The sequence below is a fragment of the Thermodesulfovibrionales bacterium genome (assembly GCA_035686305.1).
GTDB lineage: Bacteria > Nitrospirota > Thermodesulfovibrionia > Thermodesulfovibrionales > UBA9159 > DASRZP01.
This window is the reverse complement of record DASRZP010000114.1, coordinates 24,786-37,061: the sequence shown is the minus strand read 5'-3', so window position 1 is coordinate 37,061 and position 12,276 is coordinate 24,786. Positions and strand designations below refer to the sequence as shown.

Below are 12,276 nucleotides of genomic sequence, written 5' to 3'. Positions count from 1 at the left end.
GGAGATGGTGATGCCCGGAGACAATATCAGTGTTACGGTGGAGCTGATTGCGCCGATAGCGATGGAGAAGGAGTTGAGGTTTGCGATCAGGGAAGGCGGAAGGACTGTAGGCGCAGGCGTCGTTACCGAGGTGATTGCGTAAGAGATTGAGAGATAAAGACTACCCCTCTCTGTCCTGCCCCGGACAAGGGGGGGCCAGAAGAGTGGAGTGACAGAGATGAGAGATATCATATTGTTTCAGTGTACGGAATGCAAGAACAGGAACTATTCGAGCATGAAGAACAAGAAGAACACAACGGAAAAGATACAATTAAAGAAGTATTGCCGGAACTGCAGACGGCATACCATGCATAAGGAGACAAAGGCATAGGCCAGTAGCTCTAACGGCTAGAGCATCGGACTCCAAATCCGAGGGGTGGGGGTTCAAATCCCTCCTGGCCTGCCACTTTTTGCACGGACAGTTCTGAGACGTGAGAAATTACGGGTCGTGGACCCGAGCGGGAAGGAGCCCGGGGAGCTTCATAGGATCCTGTGATCACCTTATGAAGAATACCATCCCGGGGTTGAGGAAGGTATGGTTGAGAAGATAAAAGAATTCTTTCGGGAAGTGAAGATCGAGATCAAGAAGGTTGTTTATCCAACCAGGGAGGAGCTTATTGGCTCCACGTGGGTTGTGATCGTGACGGTAATCGTCATCTCCTTCTTTCTGGGGATCGTCGACACGGGTCTCTCAAAAATCGTGAAGGTAGCGCTAAGGTAAGAGGATGGCAAAAAACTGGTATGTGGTTCATGCATATTCCGGCTATGAAGAGAAAGTAAAGCTGAGCATTGAGGATAAGGCTGAGAAGAGGAGTCTCAAGGACAAGATATCGAGGGTCCTTATACCGACAGAAAAGGTGATAGAACTCAGGGGTGGCAAGAAGAGGGAAAGCGACAAAAAATTTTATCCCGGATACGTCCTTGTCGAGATGGAACTCGATGATGAAACGTGGCATCTTGTGAGAAGTACTCCGAGGGTCACCGGCTTTGTGGGTGGAACAAAACCCGTTCCGCTTCCAGAGGAAGAGGTGGAGATCATCCTTCAGCAGCTTGAAAGGGGGCCGGCGCCCCAGATTAAGACGCAGTTCCAGAAAGGCGAGAATGTCAGAATTATCGACGGACCCTTTACAAATTTTGTCGGGTTTATCGATGAGGTTGACATGGACCATGGAAGGTTGAAGGTTATGGTCAGCATCTTCGGAAGACAGACGCCCGTTGAACTCGGTTTCTTCCAGGTGGAGAAGGCGTAGCAGAGCAATGCAGAATGGGTTCCGGGAGATGGAGAATGTGGAATTCATAGGATCATGCCGTGATTTTATTGATAATGTGCAGTCTGCGTTTCTTTTCAATGCAATTTGTGAAACGAATGGAGGTTTAGATGGCTAAGAAGGTAGTTGCGGCCCAGGTGAAATTGCAGATACCTGCGGGAAAGGCGAATCCGGCACCCCCTGTCGGACCGGCGTTGGGTCCCCATGGCGTTAATATAATGGAATTCTGTAAGGCTTTTAATGCCCAGACTCAGGCGATGGGCGAAACGATCATTCCCGTTATCCTCACCGTGTATTCTGACCGGTCCTTCAGTTTCATAACAAAGACGCCTCCCGCTTCTGAACTCATTAAGAAGGCCGCCGGCATTGTGAAGGGGTCAGGTACTCCGAATAAAGAGAAGGTGGGCAAACTGACGTCAGATCAGGTGATGGCGATAGCAAGAACAAAATTGCCCGACCTCAATGCACACTCTTTGGAGAAGGCTGCTGCGATAATCCGTGGTACTGCAAGGAGCATGGGTGTTGACATTGTTGAGTGAAAAGACAAACTTACCTGAAAGACCGATAGTAGAGAAGACAGAGACGGGATCGGACCGAGCTGCAGCATTGCTTGAGAGTTCCCGGTTCTCGTTGTCCTCTGGGGCGGAAAAAATCTGTTCGAGTTTGGAGGTTGGAGATGGGAAAGAAGATGGAGGCTGCCGGCACAAAGGTTGAGGCCGGCAAAGAATACTCCCTTGAAGAGGCTGTAAAGCTTGTGAAAGAGACTTCATATGTAAAGTTCGATGAGTCTGTAGATCTCGCCCTGAACCTCGGGGTTGACCCTAAGAAATCCGACCAGATGGTAAGGGGCACTGTCGTGCTCCCTCACGGTACCGGCAAGAAGGTCAGGGTCCTCGTTTTTGCCAAGGGCGAAAAGGAGAAAGAGGCCCTCGGGGCAGGCGCGGATTATGCGGGAGCTGAAGACCTTGTTGAGAAGATCCAGAAGGGTTGGCTCGATTTTGACAGCGCCGTGGCAACCCCTGATATCATGGGTCTTGTCGGGAAACTCGGTAAGGTGCTTGGTCCGAGGGGGCTCATGCCGAATCCGAAGCTCGGTACCGTCACCTTTGATGTTGCAAAGGCGGTGAAGGAAATAAAGGCAGGGAAAGTGGAATACAAGGCGGAAAAAGGCGGCATCGTGCATGTTCCTGTAGGGAAAGTTTCCTTCAACGAAACCTCCCTCCTTGATAATGCAAGGGTGGTTATCGATTCCATTCTCAAGGCAAAACCGGGTACGAGCAAAGGGAGGTATCTGAGGAAGATTACTTTGTCCTCAACCATGGGACCGGGAATCAGGATTGACATTGGCAGACTAACGACTAAATAGATGAAAAGGCTGAAGTCAAGAGTGAGAGAGAGCGTTACTCAGTCCGGGCTCTTATCTATAATCAAAAAGCTTCGGACTTAGTCCGATTGATGTATTGTCAGAGACCGTAGGTGGTTACCATAAAGCCTGTCGGCGAGAGGCCGACCGGCTGCCTACCGAGACAATGCTGACTGATTTCGACGTAGGATGCGGGAGAAGTTTTACGGTCTCGCTGATGCGTGGTCTCTGGGAAAGGAGGATGATCTGAATAAGGAAGAAAAAGGACAGGCTATTGCTGAACTGAAGGACAGATTCTCAGAGGCAAAGGCGGTAATCTTTACGGACTACAAAGGCATGACTGTTGCAGAGCTCTACGACCTGAGGCGGCTTCTCCGTGAAGGAGGGGTGGAGTACAGAGTTGTAAAGAACACCCTTGCCCGCATAGCAGCTCAGGATACCCCGGTGTCTGCCGGGAGAGATGCCTTCAAGGGACCGGTGGCTGTTGCTATCGGCTACGACGACCCGGTAACGGCGGCCAAGAAAGTCCTGGAGTTTTCGAAGAAGAACGAGAAACTCAAGCTCCGTGGCGGAGTCATCGAGGGAAAATTCTTCGGTGTGGACGAAGTAAAGGACGTGGCGACACTGCCGTCAAGGGAAGTGCTCCTGTCAATGATGGCCGGCGCCTTCCAGGCCCCCTTAAGCAAGCTGGCTGCAGCCCTTTCTGCAACGGTGAGTAGCTTTGCCTACGCAGTGCATTCTCTGAAGACGAAGCGTGAATCGTGACGGATGCCTGAGGAGAGGGCTTCCCAATCGGGGCAGCAAAGACTGCCGCACTCCTCATGGCTGGTCACGAATGATAATTTGTTAAGAACGAAGGAGGACCAATAAGAATGGCAATCACAAAGGAACAGGTTTTTGAGTTCATCGACACTATGACGATACTCGACATGTCAAAATTTGTTAAAGAGTTTGAAGAGCGCTATGGCGTTACGGCAGCAGCTCCCGTTGCTGTTGCAGCAGCTCCTGCAGCAGGTGCGGCCGCTCCGGCTGCGGCCGAAGAGAAGACCAGTTTTGACGTCATCCTTGCGTCAGCAGGTGATAAGAAGATTCAGGTCATCAAGGTCGTGAGAGAGCTGACAGGACTCGGTCTGAAGGAGGCAAAGGACCTCGTCGACGGCGCCCCGAAACCGGTGAAGACCGGCGTCACCAAAGAAGAGGCCGAATCCATGAAGGCGAAACTCGAAGAGCAGGGAGCAAAGACGGAGATTAAGTAAAGAGAGAGTGTAAGGTTAAGGTTGGGGTGAAGAATACGGAGCCTCAGCCTTTGCCTGAACCTCATTTCGTAACTGGAGAGAAGGAGAAACATGGCAAGGGTTTTGAGAGAGAGATTAAACTTTAGTAAGGTTCCGCCCATTCTGGAGGTGCCCAATCTCATCGAGATACAGAAACGCTCATTTGAGAAGTTCCTCCAGAAGGATATCCCGATGGACGGAAGGGAAGATACAGGACTTCAGGCTGCACTGAAAAGCGTCTTTCCGATCATGGATTACAATGAAACGGCGTCCATTGAATTCCTGGGATACCTTTTGAACGAACCGAAATTCAATATCAGGGATTGCTTGCAAAAAGGAATAACCTATGCCGCTCCGATCAAGATTCGGGTTAAACTGAACCTCTGGGAGGTAGAAGACGGCGGGAAAAAAAGGCTGAAGGAGTCGCGGGAGCAGGAGGTCTATATAGGAGAAATGCCTATTATGACCGATACAGGCACCTTTGTCATCAACGGGACCGAGAGGGTTATTGTGAGCCAGCTCCACCGTTCTCCCGGTGTTTTTTTCAGTCATGACAAGGGGAAGACCCACGCCAGTGGTCGGCTCCTCTATTCCGCACGAGTCATACCTTCACGGGGGTCGTGGCTTGATTTTGAGTTTGATACCAAGGATATCCTCTACGTCCGCATCGATAGGAGAAAGAAACTTCCTGCCACGATCGTGCTGAAGGCACTGGGATACTCTAATGAAGACCTGCTGAAGACCTTCTATCCTGTCGAGAAGATCACGATCAAGGATCATCATACCTTCACGCGGGTCGTGAGCGAGGTTCTGGCAGGAATAAAGGCGGTAAAGAATATTGTCGCATCCCAGACAAAGGAAATCATTGTGAAGGAGGGATCGAAGATCTCAAAGGGAGCCATTAAGAGGATGGAGACCTCGGGCATCAAGGAGATCCCGATACTAAAAGAGGAGATCATAGGGAGGATCACCCTCGTCGATGTCATAGACCCTGAAACGGGCGAGGTCATCCTGGAAAGTAACGAGCCGATTACCGAGGAGATATTCGGCAAGATCCTTGCCCTCAAGGTCAACACCCTCAACCTGCTTTACATAGATAATGTCAAGTACCTCTCTTCACTGCGGGATACCCTTCTGACCGACAAGGTGAGCTCCCAGGATGAGGCGCTCATCGAGGTGTACAGAAAACTGAGACCGGGGGAACCCCCGACAATCAATTCAGCAAGGGACCTCTTCAACGGTCTTTTCTTCGATCCAAAACGGTATGATCTTTCGTCGGTGGGGAGATTGAAGATCAACAAGAGACTCGGCCTTGGGACTGGTCTGGAGATAAGGGTTCTTACGGATAAGGACATTGTGGAGATCGTTCATTACCTCCTTGACCTGAGGACGGGCAAAGGCGAGATCGACGACATCGATCATCTCGGCAACAGACGTATCAGGGGTGTCGGTGAACTCCTTGAGAATCAGTTCAGAATCGGACTCGTGAGGATGGAACGCGCCATAAAGGAAAAGATGACGCTCACCGAGCTCGAGACTGCCATGCCCCATGACATCATCAATGCAAAGCCCGTCATGGCTGCAGTGAAGGAGTTCTTCGGCTCGAGCCAGTTGAGCCAGTTTATGGATCAGACAAACTCGCTCTCCGAGATCACCCACAAGAGAAGACTTTCTGCCCTCGGCCCCGGAGGTCTTACCCGCGAGAGGGCAGGGTTCGAAGTGAGGGACGTTCATCCGACCCACTATGGAAGAATATGCCCGATAGAAACGCCGGAAGGTCCGAATATCGGACTGATAACATCCCTCGCCACCTACGCAAGGGTGAATGATTTTGGTTTCATCGAGGTGCCGTACCGGAAGGTCGCCAATGGAAGGGTGACGCAGGAGATTGAGTATCTCTCTGCCATAGAAGGTGAAAGGTTCATTATTGCGGAAGCGACTTCACCGGTTGATAAGAAGGGAAACCTTGTCGGTGACGCAGTCTCGGCAAGGGTTGGCGGAGATTTCAAGATGGTAACGCCTCAGGAAGTCCAGTACATGGACGTCTCCCCGAAACAGATCGTCGGCGTCTCAGCATCATTAATCCCCTTCCTCGAAAATGACGATGCGAACAGGGCACTCATGGGATCCAACATGCAGAGGCAGGCGGTTCCGGTCATTCAGACGGAGGCGCCTATCGTTGGCACGGGGATGGAGCATGCCGCCGCAAGGGATTCCGGAGCTCTTGTCCTCGCAAAAAGGGCAGGTGTTGTCGAGTGTGTTGATGCATCGAGGGTTGTTGTGAGGGCTGCGGAAGATGCCGGCGGTGTCGATATCTATAACCTGATAAAGTTCCAGAGGTCCAACCAGGCGACCTGCATAAACCAGAAGCCTATCGTGAATGTCGGGGACGCCGTGGGGAAAGATGATGTCCTTGCCGATGGTTCTTCCACCGATAGGGGGGAGCTAGCCCTCGGCAAGAATGTTCTTGTCGCCTTCATGCCGTGGGGGGGATACAATTTTGAAGACGCAATCCTCCTCAGTGAACGGCTTGTGAAAGAAGATGTCTTTACCTCCGTCCATATAGAGGAGTTCGAAGTTGAGGCCCGCGATACCAAGATCGGCCCTGAAGAGATAACGAGAGACATACCGAATGTCGGAGAAGAAGCGCTGAAAGACCTTGACGAAAGTGGAATCATCCGGATCGGTGCAGAGGTGAAGGCCGGGGATATCCTTGTTGGAAAGGTCACTCCCAAGGGAGAGACCCAGCTGACGCCTGAAGAGAAACTGCTGAGGGCCATCTTCGGTGAAAAGGCCGAGGATGTGAAGGAGAGTTGTCTCTATGTTCCGCCTGGTATCGAAGGCGTAATTGTTGATGTGAGGATATTTTCGAGAAAGGGGACGGAGAAGGACGAAAGGGCGAAGAGTATCGAAGAAGACGACATCCTGAGATTGCAGCGCGATCTTGAGGAAGAAGTGAGGATCGTCAAAGAGGAAAAGTTCAGGAAGGTGAAGAACCTCCTCGTCGGATGCAAGGTCATGGAGGACGTGAAAGACCCGAAGTCGAAGGAGGTGATCTGCCAGGCAGGGAGGAAGCTGACGGAGAAGCAACTCGATAGAATAAAAGACGAACACCTTCTGCGGATCAAGATTGCTGACCTCGACATAAAAGAAAAACTCGAAGTAATTCACCATGAGGCGAATCAGTACATACGGTACCTTGAGTCCAGATACGATGAGAGTGTTGATCGGGTGCGAAGGGGCGATGAACTCCCCCCCGGCGTGAATAAACTGGTCAAGGTCTATATCGCGATGAAACGCAAGCTCCAGGTCGGGGACAAGATGGCAGGAAGGCATGGGAACAAAGGGGTCGTTGCCATGGTGCTGCCTGAAGAGGACTTGCCCTATCTTCCTGACGGGACTCCCGTTGATATCGTACTGAACCCCCTCGGTGTCCCTTCGAGGATGAACGTCGGGCAGATCCTCGAGACCCATCTCGGATGGGCTGCGAGGGCCCTGGGGCTCCACGTTGCGACCCCTGTTTTTGAAGGCGCGAAGGAGAGCGAGACGAGGGAGATGCTGAAGAAGGCTGGCCTTCCGGCGTCAAGCCAGATCACCCTCTGTGACGGCAGAACGGGTGAGCCCTTTAAGAGGCCCGTAACCGTCGGCTGTATGTATATGCTGAAGCTCCATCACCTTGTTGACGATAAGATGCATGCCCGCTCCATCGGCCCGTACTCCCTTGTCACCCAGCAGCCCCTTGGCGGCAAGGCGCAGTTCGGTGGCCAGAGGCTTGGTGAGATGGAAGTCTGGGCGCTTGAGGCATACGGTGCCGCCTATACGCTGCAGGAATTCCTGACGGTAAAGAGCGATGATGTCACCGGAAGGGGCCGCATGTATGAGGCGATCGTGAAAGGCGACGCGACTCTCGAACCAGGGGTTCCTGAGTCTTTCCATGTATTAATTAAAGAACTCCAGAGCCTTGGTCTTGACGTTGAGCTCCTGGAGAAGAAAAGCAAGGGGGAATAAGTTTTGGTAGACGTCGAAACAGATGTTTATGCCCTTTTTCAGAGGCCAAAGAATCCTACGGACTTTGAGGCGATCCGGATAAAGCTCGCCTCTTCGGAAAAAATCAGGGAATGGTCTTATGGTGAAGTCAAAAAACCTGAGACCATCAACTACCGCACCTTTAAACCCGAGAGGGATGGACTCTTCTGTGCGAAGATCTTCGGCCCGGTAAAGGACTGGGAATGCCTCTGCGGCAAATACAAAAGGATGAAGCACAGGGGAGTTGTCTGCGACAAGTGCGGCGTCGAGGTCATTCAGTCCAAGGTGAGGCGCGAGAGGATGGGCCATATAGAACTCGCAACACCTGTGGCTCATATCTGGTTTCTTAAGGGGGTACCGAGCAGAATCGGTACTCTACTCGATATGACCATGAGGCATCTCGAGAAGGTCCTCTACTTCGAAAACTATATTATCATTGACGCCGGCGATACTCCGCTGAAAGAGCGAGAACTTCTGACCGAGGACGAGTACAAGAAAAAGACTGCGGAGTTCGGTTCCCGGTTCAAAGGGGGTATGGGTGCTGAGGCGATACGAGAACTCCTGAGAAGGCTGGACCTCGACTCTCTTGCCGTTCAATTGAAAGCGAAAATAAAGGAGGCCTCATCTTTCGGCGTCAAGAAGAAACTCACCAAGAGGCTGAAGGTCGCCGAGGCATTCAGGCTCTCGGGGAACAAGCCCGAGTGGATGATCATGGATGCTGTCCCTGTTCTGCCTCCTGACCTTAGACCTCTTGTCCCCCTTGAAGGAGGCCGTTTTGCGACATCAGACCTGAATGACTTGTACAGAAGGGTCATTAACAGGAATAACAGGCTCAAGAGGCTTATGGAACTCAAGGCGCCGAGCGTCATCATAAAGAACGAGAAGAGGATGCTCCAGGAAGCCGTTGACGCCCTCTTTGACAACGGCAGAAGGAGCAGGGTCTTGAAGACGGCAACGAAGAGGCCCCTGAAATCTCTCAGCGACATGATCAAAGGCAAACAGGGACGCTTCAGACAGAACCTTCTCGGGAAGAGGGTTGACTACTCGGGCCGTTCGGTTATCGTGGTCGGTCCCGAACTGAAACTCCATCAGTGCGGACTTCCGAAGAGAATGGCCCTCGAACTCTTTAAGCCCTTTGTCTTCAACAAGCTGGAGGAGAGGGGCTTTGCCACGACCCTGAAGGCTGCAAAGAGGCTCGTTGAGAAGGAACAGCCTGAGGTTTGGGACGCCCTCGAAGACGTGATTGCCGAACATCCTGTACTTCTGAACCGTGCCCCGACCCTCCATAGACTTGGCATCCAGGCCTTTGACCCCATCCTCGTCGAGGGAAAGGCGATCAAGCTCCACCCGCTCGTCTGCACCGCATTTAATGCGGACTTCGACGGAGACCAGATGGCGGTTCACGTCCCTCTTTCGATCGAGGCCCAGATAGAAGCCCGGGTCCTCATGATGTCGGTGAACAACATCCTTTCTCCTGCCAACGGAAAGCCTATTGTTGTTCCGACTCAGGATATGGTCCTCGGAATCTACTATCTCTCAAAGGGAAAGGGAAGAGTCTTCTCGAGCCCTGAAGAGGTCAAGGTAGCATACGAGTCCGACAAAGTGAAGGAAGACGAACGGATATATGTACGGATGGAAGCAAAGAAAAAGGACCCCGCAAAGAGTTATGTCTATCTTGTAGAGACGACCGCTGAGGAGGTCCTCAACAGCATGAGAAAGAAGGAAGCCCATGTAGAGGGCAAGACAAAGATATTCTCGGACCCCGATGAGGTGAGGGAGGCATACGATTCCGGCAAGCTTGAAGAACATAACTGGATCAACGTCAGGATAAACGGTCAGATTGTTGAAACGACCTGCGGAAGAATCCTCCTGAGTGAAATACTCCCGGCCGAGATACCCTTCGAGACCATTAACCGGGAGATCACGAAGAGGGAATTGGGCAAGATCATCGAATATGCCTACAAAAGGGCCGGCAGAAGGGCAACAGTGGTCTTTCTCGATAATCTCGAGAAATTAGGGTTTACCTTTGCCACAAAGTCAGGCATCTCGATCTGTATGGCTGATATGCATATACCTTCAAAGAAGGCTGAACTGATCAGGGCGGCCGAGCAGGAGGTCATGGAAATTCAGAAGCAGTATGCCGACGGCCTGATCACCCACGGCGAGCGGTATAACAAGGTCATCGATATCTGGGCCAATGTTACGGAACGGATTGCCGACGAGATGATGAAGGAACTCGGGGCCGAAGACGGCAGGAAGTTTACGGAAGAGGAGTTGAAAGAGCGAAGGGCCTTTAACAGCATATTCATGATGGCAGATTCAGGCGCAAGAGGAAGCACTGCCCAGATAAGGCAGCTTGCCGGTATGAGAGGTCTTATGGCAAAACCCTCGGGAGAGATCATCGAGACGCCGATTACTGCTAACTTCAGGGAAGGACTGTCCCCTCTCCAGTACTTTATCTCGACCCACGGAGCGAGAAAGGGTCTTGCTGACACAGCCCTTAAAACGGCGAACTCTGGCTATCTAACGAGGAGGCTTGTGGACGTTGCCCAGGACGTCAATATCCTGGAAGATGACTGCGCAACGACGGACGGCATTCTGGTCTCTTCCCTTGTCGAAGGCGGAGAGATAATCCAGCCCCTTGAGGAGAGGATAACCGGAAGATTTTCCGTTGAAGACATCCTTGACCCTGTCACAAAGGATGTGGTTGTCAGGAAGAGCCAGGAGATCGACGAAGAGGTTGCCCAGAGGATCATCGAGAGCGGTATCGACAGGGTAAAAATCAGATCCGTTCTCACCTGCCGGGCCAAGATCGGTGTCTGCGCAAAATGTTACGGAAGGGATCTCGCGCGGGGCGAACTGGTCGAGACGGGAGAGGCCGTCGGGATTATTGCTGCCCAATCGATCGGAGAGCCCGGTACCCAGTTGACGATGCGTACCTTCCACATCGGCGGTGCTGCGACGAAGGTCATTGAGCAGGCTGTCCTTGATGCCAAGAATCACGGAAAGGTGAAGTTCATAAACATCAATGCCGTGCGAAACCGGGAAGGCGCCCTTGTTGTCCTTAACAGGAACGCCCTCATAGCGATTATTGACGGGCAGGGAAGAGAGCGGGAGAAGTATAATCTCGTTTACGGCGCCAAGCTGAAGGCGGAAGAGGGGCAGAAGGTTGAGGCCGGACAGAGGCTCGTCGAGTGGGATCCCTATTCGACGCCCTTGCTCACCGAGGTCGGCGGCAAGGTCGCCTTCGGGGACATTGTGGAAGGGATATCGGTAAAGGAGGAGGTCGATGAGATCACCGGTCTTTCCCACAAGGTCATCATCGATTATCCCGCAAACATGAGGCCCAGGATCTCGATAAAGGATGAGCATGGCAAGGCTACGTTGAAGATACCGTCTTCCCAAAATCTTGCACGGTATCTCTTGCCGGCCGGAGCCCATATCCTCGTCGAAAAGGGTGATGTCCTTTTCCCCGGCGACATCCTCGCAAAGATCCCGAGGGAGACGACGAAGACAAAGGATATCACCGGCGGTCTTCCGAGGGTTGCGGAGCTCTTTGAGGCGCGCCGTCCCAAGGAACAGGCGATCGTCACCGAAATCGACGGGGTTGTTGAATTCAGAGGCGCACACAAGGGAATGCGTGTTGTCGTGGTCAAGGGTGGAGATGAGCAGAGGGAATACCTCATACCGAAGGGCAAGCACGTGAGCGTCCATGAAGGGGACTGGGTGAAGGCAGGAGAACCCCTGATGGACGGGGCAGTGAACCCGCACAGTATCCTGGACATCCTCGGACCTCAGGAACTCCAGAGGTATCTTGTGGATGAGGTCCAGAAGGTTTACCGGCTCCAGGGCGTCTCGATCAATGACAAACATATTGAGACCATTGTCCGTCAGATGATGAGGAAGGTGAGGATCGAAGACCCCGGAGATACGATATTCCTCATCGGAGAACAGGTTGACAGGGCATTCTTTCAGGAAGAGAACGAACGGGTTCGGTCTGAAGGCGGCACTCCTGCGCAGGGCAAACCCCTCCTCCTTGGAATCACCAAGGCATCCCTCACCACGGAGAGCTGGGTCTCTGCCGCCTCCTTCCAGGAGACGACGAGGGTTCTCACGGAGGCTGCGATCAACGCCCAGATCGATGAGCTTAACGGGTTGAAGGAGAATGTGATCATGGGGAGGATCGTTCCTGCCGGTACGGGCATGCAGAAATATCGCAACACCTTCGTGAAACGGGAATTGCAGCCGCTCTTTGCCACGGTTCCGGCTGCTGAAGAACCTGAAGAATAAGTTCTCCTGAACATTC

General features: G+C 52.4%; 10 protein-coding genes and 1 tRNA gene. All 11 read left to right on the top strand.

The genetic code is table 11. The features are described from left to right. On the top strand, positions 1–142 hold a 142-nt coding region (gene tuf / locus VFG09_13090; GenBank protein ID HET6516091.1), incomplete at its 5' end, for an elongation factor Tu. 75 nt (positions 143–217) lie between these two features. After that, positions 218–370, top strand: a complete 153-nt coding sequence (gene rpmG / locus VFG09_13085; protein HET6516090.1) for a 50S ribosomal protein L33 — start codon at positions 218–220, stop codon at positions 368–370. Next, positions 369–445: transfer RNA gene (locus tag VFG09_13080), tRNA-Trp, on the top strand. Before rpmG ends, VFG09_13080 begins: the two co-directional genes overlap by 2 nt. Before the next feature lie 129 nt (positions 446–574). Next, positions 575–760 carry a preprotein translocase subunit SecE gene (gene secE, locus VFG09_13075; protein ID HET6516089.1) on the top strand — a complete coding sequence of 62 codons (186 nt, stop codon included), beginning with the start codon at positions 575–577 and terminating at the stop codon, positions 758–760. 4 nt (positions 761–764) lie between these two features. Next, the gene (nusG, locus tag VFG09_13070; GenBank protein HET6516088.1) at positions 765–1,289 is read left to right on the top strand and encodes a transcription termination/antitermination protein NusG; all 525 of its coding nucleotides are present in this window, start codon (positions 765–767) and stop codon (positions 1,287–1,289) included. Between the two features lie 128 nt (positions 1,290–1,417). After that, positions 1,418–1,846, top strand: a complete 429-nt coding sequence (rplK, locus tag VFG09_13065; protein ID HET6516087.1) for a 50S ribosomal protein L11 — start codon at positions 1,418–1,420, stop codon at positions 1,844–1,846. 137 nt (positions 1,847–1,983) lie between these two features. Beyond that, on the top strand, positions 1,984–2,673 hold the full coding sequence (gene rplA / locus VFG09_13060) for a 50S ribosomal protein L1 (protein ID HET6516086.1): 690 nt from the start codon (positions 1,984–1,986) through the stop codon (positions 2,671–2,673). Positions 2,674–2,859: 186 nt separating this feature from the next. Further along, positions 2,860–3,435 carry a 50S ribosomal protein L10 gene (gene rplJ / locus VFG09_13055; GenBank protein ID HET6516085.1) on the top strand — a complete coding sequence of 192 codons (576 nt, stop codon included), beginning with the start codon at positions 2,860–2,862 and terminating at the stop codon, positions 3,433–3,435. A 107-nt stretch (positions 3,436–3,542) separates the two neighbouring features. Next, entirely contained in the window at positions 3,543–3,926 is a 384-nt protein-coding gene (gene rplL / locus VFG09_13050) for a 50S ribosomal protein L7/L12 (protein ID HET6516084.1), read from the top strand. A 90-nt stretch (positions 3,927–4,016) separates the two neighbouring features. Further along, entirely contained in the window at positions 4,017–7,952 is a 3,936-nt protein-coding gene (gene rpoB / locus VFG09_13045) for a DNA-directed RNA polymerase subunit beta (GenBank protein ID HET6516083.1), read from the top strand. Positions 7,953–7,955: 3 nt separating this feature from the next. Continuing rightward, positions 7,956–12,260, top strand: coding sequence for a DNA-directed RNA polymerase subunit beta' (locus tag VFG09_13040; GenBank protein HET6516082.1), 4,305 nt, complete (start codon positions 7,956–7,958; stop codon positions 12,258–12,260). The last annotated feature ends 16 nt before the right edge of the window (positions 12,261–12,276 follow it).

Excerpts from the sequence above, each read along its gene's own strand:
- rpmG (HET6516090.1), top strand. The coding sequence starts at position 218 with ATGAGAGATATCATATTGTTTCAGTGTACGGAATGCAAGAACAGGAAC.
- secE (HET6516089.1), top strand. The coding sequence starts at position 575 with ATGGTTGAGAAGATAAAAGAATTCTTTCGGGAAGTGAAGATCGAGATC.
- nusG (HET6516088.1), top strand. The coding sequence starts at position 765 with ATGGCAAAAAACTGGTATGTGGTTCATGCATATTCCGGCTATGAAGAG.
- rplK (HET6516087.1), top strand. The coding sequence starts at position 1,418 with ATGGCTAAGAAGGTAGTTGCGGCCCAGGTGAAATTGCAGATACCTGCG.
- rplA (HET6516086.1), top strand. The coding sequence starts at position 1,984 with ATGGGAAAGAAGATGGAGGCTGCCGGCACAAAGGTTGAGGCCGGCAAA.
- rplJ (HET6516085.1), top strand. The coding sequence starts at position 2,860 with ATGCGGGAGAAGTTTTACGGTCTCGCTGATGCGTGGTCTCTGGGAAAG.
- rplL (HET6516084.1), top strand. The coding sequence starts at position 3,543 with ATGGCAATCACAAAGGAACAGGTTTTTGAGTTCATCGACACTATGACG.
- rpoB (HET6516083.1), top strand. The coding sequence starts at position 4,017 with ATGGCAAGGGTTTTGAGAGAGAGATTAAACTTTAGTAAGGTTCCGCCC.